Source organism: Haloarcula argentinensis DSM 12282 (assembly GCA_000336895.1).
Taxonomy (GTDB): domain Archaea; phylum Halobacteriota; class Halobacteria; order Halobacteriales; family Haloarculaceae; genus Haloarcula; species Haloarcula argentinensis.
The window spans coordinates 194,841-210,506 of sequence record AOLX01000014.1 but is presented as its reverse complement, the minus strand read 5'-3'; the positions used below and the strand labels follow the sequence as shown (position 1 = coordinate 210,506).

General features: G+C 62.9%; 11 protein-coding genes. 2 read left to right on the top strand and 9 right to left on the bottom strand.

Annotated features, from left to right (window positions below):
• Positions 1 to 25 precede the first annotated feature (25 nt).
• The 5 genes from rqcH to C443_RS04600 form a co-directional block, all read right to left on the bottom strand.
• Positions 26 to 2,179 carry a ribosome rescue protein RqcH gene (rqcH, locus tag C443_RS04620; RefSeq protein ID WP_005534277.1) on the bottom strand — a complete coding sequence of 718 codons (2,154 nt, stop codon included), beginning with the start codon at positions 2,177 to 2,179 and terminating at the stop codon, positions 26 to 28.
• Positions 2,180 to 2,215: 36 nt separating this feature from the next.
• Positions 2,216 to 3,250 carry an NAD(P)/FAD-dependent oxidoreductase gene (locus C443_RS04615; RefSeq protein WP_005534276.1) on the bottom strand — a complete coding sequence of 345 codons (1,035 nt, stop codon included), beginning with the start codon at positions 3,248 to 3,250 and terminating at the stop codon, positions 2,216 to 2,218.
• Positions 3,251 to 3,321: 71 nt separating this feature from the next.
• Entirely contained in the window at positions 3,322 to 4,476 is a 1,155-nt protein-coding gene (locus C443_RS04610; RefSeq protein WP_005534275.1) for a hypothetical protein, read from the bottom strand.
• A 109-nt stretch (positions 4,477 to 4,585) separates the two neighbouring features.
• Positions 4,586 to 7,600 (bottom strand): CARDB domain-containing protein, encoded by a 3,015-nt coding sequence (locus tag C443_RS04605; RefSeq protein WP_005534274.1) that lies wholly within the window; start codon positions 7,598 to 7,600, stop codon positions 4,586 to 4,588.
• A gap of 390 nt (positions 7,601 to 7,990) precedes the next feature.
• Positions 7,991 to 9,646 carry a tRNA uridine(34) 5-carboxymethylaminomethyl modification radical SAM/GNAT enzyme Elp3 gene (locus tag C443_RS04600; protein WP_005534273.1) on the bottom strand — a complete coding sequence of 552 codons (1,656 nt, stop codon included), beginning with the start codon at positions 9,644 to 9,646 and terminating at the stop codon, positions 7,991 to 7,993.
• Between the two features lie 107 nt (positions 9,647 to 9,753).
• On the opposite strand from C443_RS04600, the gene C443_RS22085 reads away from it, so the two are divergent.
• Both C443_RS22085 and C443_RS04595 read left to right on the top strand, forming a co-directional pair.
• Entirely contained in the window at positions 9,754 to 9,888 is a 135-nt protein-coding gene (locus tag C443_RS22085) for a hypothetical protein (RefSeq protein WP_005534272.1), read from the top strand.
• A 148-nt stretch (positions 9,889 to 10,036) separates the two neighbouring features.
• On the top strand, positions 10,037 to 11,929 hold the full coding sequence (locus C443_RS04595) for a methyl-accepting chemotaxis protein (protein ID WP_005534271.1): 1,893 nt from the start codon (positions 10,037 to 10,039) through the stop codon (positions 11,927 to 11,929).
• Between the two features lie 3 nt (positions 11,930 to 11,932).
• Here the strand turns inward: C443_RS04595 and C443_RS04590 are convergent, their stop codons facing one another.
• The 4 genes from C443_RS04590 to C443_RS04575 all read right to left on the bottom strand — a co-directional run bounded on the left by C443_RS04590 (position 11,933) and on the right by C443_RS04575 (position 15,629).
• Positions 11,933 to 12,421 (bottom strand): cupin domain-containing protein, encoded by a 489-nt coding sequence (locus C443_RS04590; protein WP_005534270.1) that lies wholly within the window; start codon positions 12,419 to 12,421, stop codon positions 11,933 to 11,935.
• A gap of 40 nt (positions 12,422 to 12,461) precedes the next feature.
• Positions 12,462 to 14,642 carry a DHH family phosphoesterase gene (locus tag C443_RS04585; protein WP_005534269.1) on the bottom strand — a complete coding sequence of 727 codons (2,181 nt, stop codon included), beginning with the start codon at positions 14,640 to 14,642 and terminating at the stop codon, positions 12,462 to 12,464.
• 64 nt (positions 14,643 to 14,706) lie between these two features.
• Complete coding sequence (locus C443_RS04580) at positions 14,707 to 14,970, bottom strand: hypothetical protein (protein WP_004592637.1); 264 nt, start codon at positions 14,968 to 14,970, stop codon at positions 14,707 to 14,709.
• Between the two features lie 26 nt (positions 14,971 to 14,996).
• Positions 14,997 to 15,629, bottom strand: a complete 633-nt coding sequence (locus C443_RS04575) for a YIP1 family protein (protein ID WP_049943937.1) — start codon at positions 15,627 to 15,629, stop codon at positions 14,997 to 14,999.
• Between the last annotated feature and the right edge of the window lie 37 nt (positions 15,630 to 15,666).

The window sequence follows — 15,666 nt, the reverse complement described above, 5'->3', positions numbered from 1 at the left end:
CGGCGTTCTCTCTGCTCCAACATGGTCAGTCCTCGGACATTCGGCTGCCGCCGGGCGGCAGGAACTCCTGAATCTGGTCCGGGCTGGCGACCTTGCGAACGAACGTCTCGTCGGCGAACCGCTCCTTGAACTCGCGGTAGAGACGCTTGGCGATATCGTTCTGGGCGAACTGTCCCGGTTCGACGGTGATGCTGGTCGCGGCCTGGCCCTCGATGGCTTCGGATGGACCACCGATGACCCGCGTCTCGTCGTCGCAGGTGATACCGACCGCGACGCCGACCGGCGTGGACTCGAAGTACGTTCGGTCGCCGCGGATGGCGAAGCCGCCCTTCTCCAGATACTCGCCGCTTTCCGGCGTTTTCGACACCTGATCGGGGTCGACCATGTACACATCGCCTGCGAACTTCCCGTCCTTCCAGACCGAGGAATACGAAACCGCGAACTGCGCGGCCTGGTCTAGGGAGGACTGCGGGAAGTCCACTTTCTTGGACGGCTCACTGGGGCCAGTTGCTTTGAGTACCGTGACCGGACCACCATGAGCCTGCGCGTGGAAGAACTTGTCACCACCCTCCAGATACTTCTGGACGAGTTCTTCGTTGTCGTCGGCGTCACGACCGCCGATGACGAGGAAGCCGTCCGAGGTGTGGAACCAGCGGAACTGCTCGTACCAGCGCTCGGTCGACCGGGTCGGGATGGACTGCATCGAGAGCCAGTCCGTCGGTTCGTCCTCGCCCTCGTCTTCCGCAACCTCGTCTTCGCCGTCGTCGGCTTCCCACTCGTCCCGCCGCTCTTTGACCGCTTCGAGATCTTCACGGGTGTTCTCGATGGCAGCAAGCGCTCCCTCCTTCTTTTCCTCGATACGTTTGGCCTCTTTGTACAGTTCGTCGGCGTTCTTCTCGACGCCGGTGAAGGCGTCCACCGTGACGCGCGTCCCGCCGATATCGAGGGTCACCGTCCCCTCGCTCCCGTCCAGCGAGACGACCGCCTCGGCGGCCGCGATGCCGCGGTCGGCTCCCTCGTCGAACTTCGCCTCGATGTCGTCCCAGGACACGTCGTCCTCGCGGGCGGCCCGGACCGTCGAGAGCACGTCGTCGACGAGGTCGTAGTTGGCGTACAGCAGCTCGGCCTTCTCCCGTTCGACCTCGGCGTCGGCTTCGAAGTCCTCGATAGCCTGCTCCTGCTGCTGGATGATGCGTTTCTGTTTCTCTATCTCTACCTCGAAGTCCGGGCGCTGTGTCTCGCCGCCCTCGACTTCCTCCTCCCGCTGGAAATTGAAGAAGTAGTCGTCCAGCGCGGAGTTGAACTCCGTGAAGGATTCGCTGTAGAGTCCCTCGTACTCCGACAGCGGAATCGGGGTCACGTCGACGCGCCGGCGGTCCGGGTCATCGCCGGATTCCCCGTTGCCTGCACCGTCACCGTCGTCGAGCGTTTCGTAGTACACCCGCGGGTCGACGTTCCCCTCACGCAGGCGCGTCCCCATCTCGTCGATGAGTTCGTACAGCCGCTCGAAATCGGATTCGTCGAGGTCGTCGACGGCGACGTTGTAGTCGATGCCGGCGCGGGTACACAGCTCCTCGCCGTAGAGACCGCCGAAGTTCAGTTGTGTCGCCAGCGTCCGGACGAGGTCGGCGTCGGATTCCTTGATGCGAGCGACGAAGCCGTCGTAATCGACGGTCATCGGATTGAACCGCGCCGACGGGAACTCGTAGGGCGTCCCCGGCGCGACGGTCCGTGATTTGAGCCGAACCGTTTCAAGACAGTCGATGACCTCGCCGTATTCGTCCAACACGGCGACGTTTCCGTCGCCGAACAGTTCTGCAACGATAGTCGTCGACGCGTCCTCGCGGTCGAACTCCAGTTCGATGATGCGGTCGAACTCGAACTGTTCGACGCGGACGAGGTCAGCGCCCGACAGCCGGTTCCGGAGCATCATCGCGAAGTCCGGCGGCCGGCCCGGCGCGTCGGGGACGTGGCTCTGGTCGGCAACGTGGGCGCGCTTGACATCACCGACCTCGATGAGGAACTCGACGCGCCCGCGGTCGAAGTCCCGGAGCTTCAGTCTGACGAGGTCGTCCTCGGGGTAGAGGTACGCCTTGTCGAGCTTCGCGCCCTCGTAGCCGGCGAGTTCGCCCTCCAGAGCGGCGAGGTCGACGCTCGTCAGTTCCCGCTTGTGGTCCATGTCGGTGGCTGTCGGCGGGCACCCAAAGGCGTTCCGTTACCCGCTGTCGGCGATTGCCTCGCCCGTCTCCAGTCCGTTCCGTAGCGCCGCGTGGAGTCGCCCCTCGCCAGCCACCCAGTCGCCGGCGAAGTGCAGGTCGTGCTCGGCCGCACACGACAGCAGGTCGTGGTCGACCTCGCCCTCGGGCTGAGAGTAGCGCCAGTGCTGGTGGTCGGTCCAGTCGGGGTCGGCCAGCCGGTCGTCGTCCAGCAGTCGCGCCGTCCGTGCTGCGATGTCGTCAATGAGCGTGTCGGGGTGTTCGTCGTAGTTCGCAATCGACCACGGCTCGTTCATCTGGACCAGCAGCAGGGACTCGCCGTCGGGAACGTGGCCGTCTTTACACTCTTCGCGGCCGATCCAGCCGATGTCGTGGTCCTTGTCGCTGTTGACCGCGGCGTACCACGGCACGTCGAGTTCGAAGGGGTAGTGCAACACCCCGGCGATGACCGTTCGGTAGGGGACCGAAGCAATCTCCTGCCGAAGTTCCCGGCAGTCGTCGTGGTCCCACCGCGACTGCCCCAGCAGGTCAGCCGTCTGCGGGGCCGGCGGTGTCAACAGCGCGGCGTCGAAGTGTCCCAGGTCCGCTCCATCGTCGTCCTGAAGCAGCCACCCGTCCTGCTGTCGCTCCAGACGCTCGACCCGCACGCCGTTCTCTACCTCGGCGTCCGTCTCGTTGAACAGCCGCTTTGCAACCTGCGTAATCCCCGCCTCGTAGGTCCACTTGTGTTCGTCGGCGTCCCGGCCGGCGTCGATCTTGCCCGTCCTGTCGAACGCGTACACCGGTTCCTCGATATCGACGAGTCCCTCGGTCGGGAGGGACTCTGTGACCAGTTCGGTCACGCGGTCGTCGTCGGCCTTGAGATAGTTCGCCCCGTACTCATACGTGCAGTCGCCGTGCCGCCGGGTCGCGGCGCGCCCGCAGACACCACGGCTCTTCTCGAACACTGTTACGTCGACGTCCGTGTCGCGGAGCGCGTACGCTGCCGCCGCACCGGCACCACCAGCACCGACGACTGCGAGGTTACGAGACATACTTGCCAGTCGGGCGGTACGAGTAAAAATCCACCACACAACCAGTTCGGACCGCCCGCCCGTGGTCCGATTCAGCGATCCCGCTGGCGTCGAAAGCCCCGACCCGTCCAGCCGATGACGGCGAGTATTGCGATACCGACACCCACTTGCCGGAGTGAGAACCCCGGTCCCTGTGCCGCGGTCGTCGCCTGTTCGTCACCGTTAGTTCCGGAAACAGATTGGTTTTCGACTCTGAGCGACCCCGCCGCCTCACCGTTGACCCGCACCGTTCCGTTGACTGCCTCAAACTCGGTCTCGACGACCGTCTCTTCCCCTGGGTCAAGCACCACCCGATCCGTTGCCACGGGTTCGCCGTCGACCGTCACAGTCAGCGTCTCGTTGACTGGCCGCGAACGGGTGTTTGTTACTGTCGTTCGCACAGTCGTATTGAACCCGGCTCGGACCCAGTCAGCTGACAGGGACGCGTCCGAAATCCGGATGTCGGCGCTCTCCTGTCCGCCGGGGGTGGGTGCCCCGTCGGTGCCCGTTTCAGTTTCCGTCCCGAACCCGACGGTTTCGTTCTCGTTACCTGTCGTGTTGTCAGCAAGCGCACCGCCGCCCGCGGTTTCGTTCCGGGTAGTCGTGTTCTCCTCGTCGTCCGACCCATTCGAGCTATCGGAGTCGTCGTCTGGGTCGTCTGAATTGTCTGAATCGTTTCGGTCAGCGCCGTCATCTGCGTCGGTTTCCTCTTGGATTCCGTTCTCGGTCGGTTCATCCGTTTCAGTCGGTTCTTCTGTCTCCTCGGTTTCCGCAGTTTCTGTGGGTTCTTCAGTCTCGGTCGGTTCTTCTGTCTCCTCGGTTTCCGCAGTTTCTGTGGATTCTTCAGTCTCGGTCGGTTCTTCTGTCTCCTGAGCTTCGGTGGGTTCTTCGGTTTCGGTCGGCTCCTCTGTCTCAGTCGGTTCCTTTGTTTCCTCAGTTTCTGTGGGTTCCTCCGTCTCCTCGGTTTCTTCTTCGGTCTGCTCACCGTCATCTTGTGTGTCGGTCTTGTTGACCTGCCCGAGTAGTGTCCCTGTGTGGCGTTCGAGAACAGATGGAACGATGGGTCCGGGTGTGCTTGCTGTGGTGTCTGACTCGCTCTGTGGACCGGCGTCGGAAGCGACCACGCCACCGACGGCGAAGACGGATGCGAACACAGTGGTGGCAAAAACGACAGCGACGGCAGTACAGAGTGTTCTGGCCTCGCTCATACAGGGGATACGTGAGTAAACGATTAGTTACGCAGCAGCCAACCCGTCGGTAAGGTCGTCCTTCCAACGCTGAAACCGGAGAGACGGAAAGTCCCTGTCCACTGGAGCCTTACACCCGTCGTCGGAGTCGGGCGATGCCGGCGAGTAGTGCCACCACGATTGCCACTAGCTGGACGGTGAACCCCGGGCCAGACGCTGCGACCGTTTTCGCGGCTGGCTCCGCGCCGCCGCCCTCACCAGTCTCATCAGTTCCGGACCCGCCTGTACTCTGGGCGGTGTCTGAGCCGACACGCAGATCACCGGCACTGACGCCGTTGACCGCGACTGCGCCGTCGACAGCCTTGAACTCCATCGTCACAGTAGTTTGTTCGCCGGCGTTGAGTCGAACGGTCCGAGAAGCGACCGGATCGCCGTCGACAGTGACCGTCAGCGTCTGTTCGACGGTTTCGTCGGTCGGATTCTCCACTGCCGCTCGCGCCGATGTGTTGAAGCCAGTCCGTACCCAGTCAGCCATCAGAGACGCATTAGAAACGGTGAGTTCTGCGGGCATCGGTGTCGATGCATTCGTATTCGAGGGGCTAGCTGTCGTCGTCGGAGTGGACGCATTAGCGACCGGGGAAACGACAGCGATGGTCGAGAGATTGGACGATGATGCCTGGATAGACTTATTGGTCGCGTTGGCGGTACTGGGTAGCTGACTCCAGGACCCGTTGTGATACTGGAACACCCGGACGCTGTCCATCGATCCGTTGGTCGGAAGCGCCGATTCGTTGAGCCGCAGGGTGTACGTCGCTCGGCTGATGTCGGACGCATTTGCGCCGGAGGTGACGGTCACGTACCCACGCACGCCGTCTTCCTGAACTTCGGTCATGTCGTTCGGCGTGGCGTGCGGGCCGAGCATCGTCGCGTTGAACCCATCACTTTCGTTGGTCACGTTGAGCGAGAGTGCAGAGAGGGTGAACGCCGGCGCGGTCTCGGACGGACCGGAACGGTTCAGCGACTGGGTGACCATCGAGTTTGCGGCGTCGGCAGTCACTTGGACAGTGATCCCGTTGTCGATCTGGGACTGCGAGATGGCGGGAGCCTCTGCGCCGCCGCCGTTGTCGGTCTCGTCTGAGTCGTCATCGAAGTCGAATCCGCCGCCTCCACCGCCTCCACCACCGCCTCCGTCGCCTCCGCCTCCACTACCGCCGCCACCGCCGTCATTACTGCTTTCGGCTTCGACGGCGAGTGTTTCAGTGGCGGCGTTACCAATAGCGAGCGAGCGGTTGCCCTCGTTGTCGAAGGAGATACTGAAGGTGACAGTTACTGTTTCACCCCCGGCAATCGGACCGATGGTCTTGGACTTGAGCGTCTGATTGCTCTCTGTGAGCGCCGCAGTGTAGTTCCCGCTCTCAGTGCCGACGTTTTCTACGGTCGCCGTCACGTCCACTGAATCGCCGGTTTCGACGGACTGATTACTCAGCTTTGCGTCGCGAACCTCGAATCTCGCAGACTGCTCGTCCGTAGCTGTTTCAGTTCCAGTCCCATCTTCATCGGTGGCGGCCTCGGTTTCGTTCTCTCCCTCAACCGTAATCGTCTTGCTCGCATCTCCGACGGAGAACTGACGGGTGCCAGTTTGCTCAAAGGTGTGGACGTACGTGTCTGTCCCGGACTCACCCGGTCCAAGACTGAACGACACTGCATCGACAGACCTGTCGTCGACGTATGTGAAAATATCTCGCTGACCGGACACAGCCCCAGTGTTCTCTGCAGTGACGATCAGTTCGACGGCACCGCCTTCGGTGACCGTCGTCCGGTTCCACGAGTGGTCCGTGACAGTGATATTTGGCTTACCAACGACCAGCGTGCCGGCGGAGTCACCGTTTACTGTCACATCGTGTTCCCCATCATCGATGTAGCCGCCGTCATCGGTCTCTAACACGTAGGTCGTGGTCACGTTTCGTTCACCTGGTTCGACGGTGACCTCTGTTGAACTGATGACCGTCACCTCCCGTCCACCAACTTCGACGGTAATCGGCACAGTCCCGGTAGTGCCGCCCGTGTTCTCGAAGGTGACCCAAACCTCGGGTTGGGGCGTTTGCATCTCCGCCGTATTGACTCGCTCGTCTATCAAGCCGGCATCACGTACCTTGATGTTTGGTGGGCCGGCTCCACCCCCGTTCTCTGCTTCGACAGTGAGTGACCGGGCAGCCGCGCCGTTTATCGAGATACTTCGATTACCGCTCTCGTCGAATGAGCGGATGTACGACACCGTCGTCGAATCACCACCGTCCAGCGTCACCTCTCTTGTTACCTCGGTTTTGCCATCGACGGTGAACGGCACCTCAAAGCTCCCTTCCCGGTCGCCGGTGTTCGTTACGGTAGCAGTTATTTCAACAGCTTCGCCAACGTTGACCGTAGATCTATTGAGTTTGCGCTCTGTCACCGCAAAACTCGGTGGCTCACCGACCGTGATGGTTTGCGTCTCCCCAGCGGTACCAAACTCGAACGCACCAGCTTCGTCGAACGTGTGTACGTATTTTTTTGTCCCCGACTCGTCCGGCTTAAGATTGAACGATACCCCGCCGTCGGATTTACCGTCGACGATGGTGAAGATGTCTCGCTGTCCGGAGACAGTGCCCGTATTCTCCGCGGAGACAGTCAGTTCGACGGCTCCACCCTCACTGACTGTCGTCGTATTCCAAGAGTGGTCCGTGACGGTGATATTCGGTTCGCCGACGACCAGCGTGCCCGCGGGTTCGCCGTTGACCGTCACCTCGTGTTCCCCGTTTTCGATGTAGCCACCGTCACTGGTCTCCAGCACGTACGCCGTGGTCACGTTGCTCGACTCATCCGGCGCAACCGTCGCTTCGTCGGGGCCGATGACCGTCACTTCCCGCCCGCCAACTTCGACGGTAATCGGCACAGTCCCGGCAGTGCCGCCCGTGTTCTCGAAGGTGACCCAAACCTCGGGTTGGGGTGTTTGCATCTCCGCCGTATTGACTCGCTCGTCTATCAGGCCGGCATCCGTTGCCCGAATGTCTGACTCACCGATAGTTCCTGTCTCGTGATTGGACGCAGCCGCGACACCCGGCCCAAACATCGGGGTCGTCGACACCGCAACCACCATCAGTAGCGTCATCGCTGATAGCCACAGGCCCGTAATCTTACCCATGAGGTGGCCGATGACAGTATGGTAATTAGTTAGCGGGAACGAATCGCCAAGTAAGGACCTATTATCGCGTTTACCGTCCGCTACCGCCAGTTCTAGTCTAATAAGGGGCGAACCTCGACATTACAGGTAATGGTCTGTTCGGCGCGCCCGGACCACAGGGCTGGCGTGTCGGTATACATATAGTACCTTAAACGGCGACCGTTCTTTCGGTCGTCGCCTGAGTTCTGCCGCGCGATGAAGGCAACTCTCGGCTAGCCAGACACACAACAGCGCAGTTCTGCAGCGATGCTCTATCGACAGGACAGTCAGTCCACACGTCCGAGGATGGCAGAAGGAGAAAATCAGGTCGAGCGGCTATCAGAGACGCTTGCTCACGTATGGGCCGTCCTGCTTGTACCCCAACTTCTCCCGGTAGTACTGCCGGACACCGATACCGGAAATGACAGCCAGTTTCGGGAAGCCGGCATCACGGGCCAGTGTCTCCGCTTTCTCCAGCAGTCTCTTCCCGTAGCCCTTGTGCTGGTGGTCCCCGTCGTCGCCCTCCTGGCCGACGCCGACGGCGTTGCCGTAGACGTGGAGTTCGCGAACGATAGCAGCGTCCTGTAGCTCCCGGCGGACCGGGTCGTTGGGGAACCGAAGCCGACAGAAGCCGACGAGCACGTCGTTTTCGAAGTCCTCAAACGAGATGAAGTGTTCCGTGCCGCCACAGGCCTCGTAGGTCATCACGTCAAGTTCGATGTTCTCGGCCTCGTCGTCGCTGTGTCCGGCCTCCCGGCACCGGATGCAGTCACACGTCCAGCCGTGTTCTTCCATGCGCTGCCAGGCGAGCTGGCGGAGGTTCGACTTCCAGACGCCGCCCTCGATGAAGTCCGCCGGGATGTCCCGCTGGACGCGCTGGAGGCGGGTGTAACGGGGGATCATGTCCTTGATTTCGGCGACTAACTCGGCGGCCTCGTCGTTGTCCAGCGGGTCGAACTCGTCTTTGCGCCACCAGTCGTAGGTGACGGTTCCCTCGACGATCAGCGTCGGGTATATTTTCAGATAGTCCGGCCGCCAGTCCGTCTCGTCGAAGATGCGTCGGAAGTCCTCCAGACACATCTCCTTTGACATCCCGGGCTGGCCCGGCATCATGTGGAAGCCGACCTTGAACCCCGAATCGCGCAGCCGGCGGTTCGCATCGATAGAGGCCTGCACGCCGTGGCCGCGGTGCATCTCGCGGTTGATGCGCTCGAAGGTCGTCTGGACGCCCACCTCGACTTTCGTCCCGCCGAGGTCGAGCATCCGGTCGATCTGTTCGGGGTCACACCAGTCCGGCTTCGTTTCAAACGTCGTGGCGACGTTTCGGACATCGGCGGTCTCGTTCTCCGCGATGACATCCTCCAGGTAGCGGAACTCGTAGTCGTCCTCGGCGAAGCTCACGTCCTCCGCAGGCGTCGGCTCGCCGTCCACGTCGAAGTCGTTCATCGCCTCAAGTGCCCGCTTGACGAACCACTCCTGGTAGTCGTGGCTCCGGGCCGTCATCGTCCCGCCCATCACGATGAGTTCGGCCTTGTCAACGGGGTGGCCGATCTCCCGCAGTTGGTTGAGCCGGAGGGTCACCTGTCCGTACGGGTCGTAGTCGTTCTGTTCACCGCGTGCGGCCGCGGGCTCGTGGCCGGTGTAGGACTGCGCGGAGGAGAACTCCGAATCGGGGCCGCCAGGACAGTACAGGCACTTCCCGTGAGGACATCGCTCGGGCGAGGTCATGATCGCGATAGGGGACACACCTGAGGCGGTCCGAACCGGCTTGCGCTGGAGGACCTCCTCCAGCACCTCGCGGTGTTCCTGTGGCGCGTAATCGAGCAGTTCGGAGTTTTTCGGCACTTTCGGCGCGGAGTACTCCCGACAGACGTCGATTTTGGCTGATTCGACGTCGTCGCGCTCGACCTCGCCTGCGAGAATCCGGTCGACCAGCTCCGCACACACCTGCTGGAAGGTCTCTGTCTCGTCTGGGTCCGGCGTCTCCGTGCTCATCGGCGTTGTGCGAAATCGGCGTCTCGGCCGAATAAGCGTGTCGCTCGGGTATCGTCAGCGACAGGGGGAGCCGTGGGGTTCATTGTGCTGTCACACCAAATAGACATATGAGCGGTGATACTGACGACACTGGGGGCCTCGACCGGCCGACCTTCCGTGGCTGTGTGTTCTGTTACAGCGCGGAATGGGCGTACTACGGTGCCAAGAAGGCAGCCAGATCTGTCTCAGCGACTGATACATAGCGGGACCTGAGGAGCAGTTGGCAGTGAGTAAACCGTCTGGAAACAACTCTCGGGACGTTGAAACCCACTCTCAGACGCTGTACCCGGTTATTTCGAATGATACTGCCAGGGGAGTCTTTTAGTCATTGCTTCCCTCGACTGTGAGTATATGCCAGACACGACCAGTGGGTCTGCACAAACTCGCTCCCGGGAATTGACGCCGACGGAACGATTCCAAGAGTTCATTGCATACATTCCGAGTGGCGATACGATCCCCGACGAGACGTGGCGCGGCCGACACCGTAATATCCTCATTCTGCTGCTTGCGCATGTGCCGTTCCTGCTGGCGCTCGGGCTGTATTCGGGAACCGAATCGCTCGTCACGGGCGCGACGCTTCCCGAAATCGACACGCTCCACGTTCTCGCAGAGGTCGGGGTCGTCGTCGGCCTCGCCGTGTTAGCGAGGTTGCCCTGGTTCGGTCGGCGGACGCGAACCGCGCTAGCGACGATGGGACTGGTCACGACGTCCGGCTTCCTGGTCCACTTCTCCGGCGGATACATCGAGGCTCACTTCCACTTTTTCGTCGTGATGGCTGTGGTTGCCGTCTACGAAGACTGGCTGCCGTTCTTCCTCGGCATCGGGTACGTCTCCGTCCAGCACGGGATTTTCGGCATGATAGACCCGAGCCGGGTGTACAATCACTCGGCGGCGATCAACAATCCGTGGGTGTGGGCGTTCATCCACGCAGGGTTCGTCCTCATGTTGGCTGCGGCGCTGATGGCTCACTGGTCGTCGACCGAGCGATCTCGTGAAGCGGCTGAAAAGCAACTCGAACAGGCGAAAGCGAAGACCCAAGAAGTCGAGAATCTGGAAGAAAAGAAAGCTAAGATGGAACGGACCATCAGCGAGGCCGAGGAGGCGAAAGCCGAGGCTGAGGCCCGACAGCGAGAGGTCGAGGAGTTCAACGACCACCTCGAAACCACGGCCGACGCGTACAGTGCGGCGATGTCCCGGGCGGCCGACGGCGATCTCACAGTCAGGATCGACCCCGACAGCGAGAGCGACGCGATGGCACAGATCGCAGAGTCGTTCAACAAGATGATGACGGAAACGGAGTCGGCGATGGAGGACATACAGGCGTTCTCAGAGGAAGTCGCGTCGACGAGCGACCAGGCCACGGCCGGTGCCAACGAGGCAACGGGGGCCAGCGAAGACATGAGCGAATCGATTCAGGGCATCGCCAGCGGGGCGGCCGACCAGCGGGAGATGCTCGAAACCGTCTCCAGCGAGATGACCGACCTGTCGGCAACCGTCGAAGAGGTTGCCGCATCCGCCGAAACCGTCGCGGAGCGGTCCCGCGAGACAGCCGAGATCGCAGACGACGGCGAAGAGACGGCACAGGAAGCGATAGCGGGCTCCCGGGAGGTCCAGACAGCGATCGATTCGACCGTCGAAAACGTGGAGCAACTGGACGAGAAGATGGCCGAGATCGGCGAGATCGTCGACCTCATCGGCGATATCGCCGAGCAGACGAACATGCTGGCCCTGAACGCGAACATCGAGGCCGCACGGGCCGGCAACGGGTCGGGCGGTGACGGGTTCGCCGTCGTCGCGGACGAGGTCAAACAGCTAGCCGAGGAGACGCAGGACTCTGCGACCGAGATCGAACAGCTCATTGCGGAGACGCAGGCGCAGACCGAAACGACGGTCACGGAGGCACGCGGAGCCAAAGCGGACATGCAGGAGAGCACAGAGGCCGTCAAAGAGGTCGTCGACACGTTCACGCAAGTGGCCGAGAACGCCGAGGCGACCGACAACGGTATTCAGGAGATCAGCGATACGACCGATGACCAGGCCGCCACGACAGAGGAAACCGTGTCGATGGTCGAGGAGGCCGTGGACATCAGCGAGGCGACCGCCGCGGAGACCGAAACCGCGTCCGCGACGGCACAGGAACAGGCTGCGTCCATGTCACAGGTCAGTGCCAGCATCGAATCGCTCGCCGAGCAGTCCGAGCGACTCCAGACGATGCTCGCAGAGTTCGAGGTCGGCAGCCGCTAAGGCTCACTCCTCCCAGTACTCTTTTTCCGCGTTCATATCGAGATACGTCGACAGCGTACGGTCCGCTTTCTCGCCGCCAGGGGGTGACCCGGCGTACAGCCCGACCATCCCCCGGTCGGGGTAGACGGTGATATCCGGCTCTTCCATCGTCGAAACCATCAGCAGTCGGAGTTCAGACTCACCGGCTTCGATTTCGTGAGCACTCTCCTCGCCAGCCGGGAGCGCGACGTAATCGCCCGGCTTGAGTGCATGCTCCTCGGCCTCGGGGCCGAGCCAGAGCGTTCCCGTGCCGTCCCGAACGAATATCGCTTCCTCGTTCCCCTCGTGATAATGGCGCACCCAGAGTCGCTTGCCCGGCGGGACGGCATAGAGGCTTGCGCCGAGTTTTTCGCCGCCGGCGGCGTCACCGATCTGCTTGCGTCTGAACGTCCGGTCGCCGTGTTTGTGGTCGGTCCAGTCGAGATCGGCTTCGTTGACGGGCCCGTCGCTCATGCCCGGTCAGACTGCCGGCGGAGAGAAAAAGTCTGCTACGTTACAGTTCGTCAGCCAGCACGTCGAGCGTGGCGTCGAGGACGGCCGGGCGTTCGCCGGCCAGGTAGCGGATGGTCCCCTCGCGGACGCTCCGCGTCGCGACGCCGCCTTCGGGAACTCGCTCGCTGACTTCGCTGACTAGCTCGTGCAGGTCCAGGTCCCCGTTGGCGCGGACGTACATCGTGTCCGTCGAGATGCCGAGCACGGCGTCGCTCTCGTCGCGAACGTCGCGGTGGAGTTCATCGAGCAGGAGCGACTCCGGCGGGAACTCGTACTGGTGGGTGAACGCATCCGTGTCGAGCACGGCGATGTCCACGTCCCCGACGGTCCGGTGATCGAGGTTAGCCCGGGCGGTGGACACCTCCTCGTCGACCTTCTCGCGGAACTGCTCGGCGATGTGGCCGGCGAGGCCGCCCACGTCCTCCTCGTCGTCACCGAACACGAGGTCGGTGATGAGTTCGCGCTTGTCCTCATAGGACTGGTAGTGGGCTTCGAGCGCGACAGCTTCGCGGAGCTCCGACACCGCGGTCTCGTCGTAGCCGGCCTCGCTGGCAGCCTCAACGTAGGGCTCCGGGATGTCCTCCCAGAAGCTCACGGCCGGGAGGTGCCCCAGGTCGCCGCGAACGTCTTCGTTGACGTGTGCGGCCACGTTGGCCGCGAGCGCCGTCGACGTGGTCTCGGAAACGGTGTCGGCCGAGGCCGAGACGACGGCGTCGACGGTGTCGACGACCGCGCCGTCGACGTCGATGTCGTCGATGACGACGCTGGGCGCGCCGTAGACGTTCAGCAGGTCGAAGCCGTCGAGGCTCTCGCGCGTGCCGCCAGCGGCGACGAAGACGAACAGCGGGAGCTTCTCCTCGTGGCGCTCCCGGTTGTCCAGCATCGTCGTCGTGTCCTTCGTCGCGTCGTCCATGTCGTAGACGCCGCCCTCGATAGGTCGCCGGTCGAAGTAGTGGTACTTCGCGTCGGCGCGGCGGTGCTGCTCGGTGACAAGCGGGAGCGCGGCCCGTTCGAGCGCGCTGCCGGCGAGGTAGCCGTCCGCGGTGTTGGCGTGGCGGACGATGACCGGTCGGTCGGTCAGCACTGCCTTCCGGATCTGGGTCGCCGCTTCGACCAGGTCCTCGGAGAGCGCCCCGACCGCCGTATCGTCGGCGAGCGGTTCGACCGTGTCGGGTCGGGCCTCGTCGTCGAGGGCGTCGGCGAGTCGCTGTTCGACTTCCTCGCGTTCCTCTGCTTCGAGCACGTCGAGTTCCTCGGTTTCGACCTGCAGTTCGCCGCGACGCTCGCGGACTTCGCCCGACAGTCGGACGTAGTCGTCCTCCTCGACTTCGGGATAGGCGCGAACGCCTGCCTCGACGAAGGCCGCGCAGTCGACGGTCCCGGTTTCGTCCTGTAGTTCGAACACCGTCGGTCCGGAGGTCTGCCGGATGCCGACGACTTCGCCCTCCAGTCGAACGTCCGCACCGACGTGGTCGTCGAGGTCGCCGATAGCCGCAGCGACCGGTTCGGCTGCGGTCGCTTCGTCCGTCTGCTCGTCGCTCTCTGCGTCGGCTTTCTCGTCGGATTCGGTCATGACGGCGGTGTTCGACCCGCTGTCGTTGCCGCCGACGGCCGCAGTGCCCTCGACGCGGTCGTCGTCGCTGGCCCGGCTGACAGCACCGGCGCTTGTGGAACTCTCGGATTCAGACTGGCTTGTGCCGGAGTCGTCGTCCTGGCTTGTTGACTCGTCGGCTGTCGATTCGGACTCGACCTCGCCGGAGCCGTCGTCGGACTGCACCTCGTCTTCGTCGTCTTCGTTCTCAAGCAGGACGGAGTGGCCGATGTCCGGGTCGTCGACGAGGACGCCGCGGAACTCGCGCTCGGACTGGCGGATCGACCAGCCGAGGTCGACGTTGCCGTTGTCCCGTACGTTCTTGACCTGGACGTAGACGGTATCGCCCGAGTCCCAGTCGAGAGAGTCGAGCCGTTGGTCCAGTTCGCTCCGGTGGAGCAGCCCCGTTACGCTGTCGCCGATGTCGACGAACACGCCGAACTCGGCGAAGCCGTCGACACTGCCGCGGTAGTAGCGGTCGACCGATAGCTGGTCGGCACGAGACCCGCGGAACTCGAACAGGGCGTCCTCCTCGTGGAGGTCACAGATGCGTCCTTCGACAGATTTGCCGCAGATGATACACGAACCCATTACACGGTGCAAGCATGTCGGGCCTAAAACGGTTGTCGAATTCCGGACGAACGAAACAGGTCCGCTATTCGAACATCTCGCTCTCCTCTTCGAGCAGTTCGAGCCCTGAAGCGACCGCTTTCGCCTGTTCCGGGAACAGGGCAACCTCGATTTCGCTCCCCTGTTCGTCCTCGAAGGCAATTTTCACGCGCTTGTCGCCGTACTCCCGAACGTCGACGCCCTCCACGTCGTACATCTTGATCGTCGCTTCCTTGTTCGACGGCCCGACGCTCTTGAACGCGCCGTCCTTGAGTTCCAGCATGAACTGGTCGATGTCGATACTGAGCATCGTGTGGAAACGCACGCCGGCGGACCCTAAAACCCGTAGTCGGCGACCAGCACCGAGAGGGCCTGGAAGCCGCGGAAGCCGTAGCCGAAGATGATCGCGGCGGGGACGGCCCCGACGATTGCGGCGACCGGAAGCCGAATATTGTGGATCACGGCGGTGCCAAGCAGGTACAGCCCCGCGCCCCAGGCAGTGACGAGTACCCGGACCTCGGCGTTGGGCAGGCCCGCCAGCAGACAGGGGGCCATCGCGTAGCACATCACCTGCACAGTTTCACTGACGCCGCCGCGGTCCGACGCGACCGGAAGCAACAGCAGGGTCTGCAGTGCGGCCGTCAGATGCACCGTCGCCGGCGTGACGAACACCAGGATGGCAAACAGCGCCAGCACCGCGACGCCGGGCGAGAAGCCGCCGATAGCAGGGTAGTCAAACGGCCCCGTAGAGAGGAGTCCCCGTTGAGCCAGCTTGACGACGGCGTAGCGACTCACTTCCTCGAAGAGGACGACCGTCGCCGCGAACACCAGCCCCGGTGCCTGGTCGCCCGGCGCGACGCCGGTGCGGAAAAAGCGCCGCGGACGGCTGAGTATTTCTACCCACGCGCGCACCAGCGCGACTGGCCCGCGGTCCCGGCCACCGGTCGGATTCTCGACCCACTGAGTCACGCCGGGAACTTGGGCGCGGGACGGTTTGACCGTTTCC

Bases quoted from the DNA above. Each gene is read 5' to 3' on its own strand.
- rqcH (WP_005534277.1), bottom strand. From the start codon at position 2,179: ATGGACCACAAGCGGGAACTGACGAGCGTCGACCTCGCCGCTCTGGAG.
- C443_RS04615 (WP_005534276.1), bottom strand. From the start codon at position 3,250: ATGTCTCGTAACCTCGCAGTCGTCGGTGCTGGTGGTGCCGGTGCGGCG.
- C443_RS04610 (WP_005534275.1), bottom strand. From the start codon at position 4,476: ATGAGCGAGGCCAGAACACTCTGTACTGCCGTCGCTGTCGTTTTTGCC.
- C443_RS04605 (WP_005534274.1), bottom strand. From the start codon at position 7,600: ATGACGCTACTGATGGTGGTTGCGGTGTCGACGACCCCGATGTTTGGG.
- C443_RS04600 (WP_005534273.1), bottom strand. From the start codon at position 9,646: ATGAGCACGGAGACGCCGGACCCAGACGAGACAGAGACCTTCCAGCAG.
- C443_RS22085 (WP_005534272.1), top strand. From the start codon at position 9,754: ATGAGCGGTGATACTGACGACACTGGGGGCCTCGACCGGCCGACCTTC.
- C443_RS04595 (WP_005534271.1), top strand. From the start codon at position 10,037: ATGCCAGACACGACCAGTGGGTCTGCACAAACTCGCTCCCGGGAATTG.
- C443_RS04590 (WP_005534270.1), bottom strand. From the start codon at position 12,421: ATGAGCGACGGGCCCGTCAACGAAGCCGATCTCGACTGGACCGACCAC.
- C443_RS04585 (WP_005534269.1), bottom strand. From the start codon at position 14,642: ATGGGTTCGTGTATCATCTGCGGCAAATCTGTCGAAGGACGCATCTGT.
- C443_RS04580 (WP_004592637.1), bottom strand. From the start codon at position 14,970: ATGCTCAGTATCGACATCGACCAGTTCATGCTGGAACTCAAGGACGGC.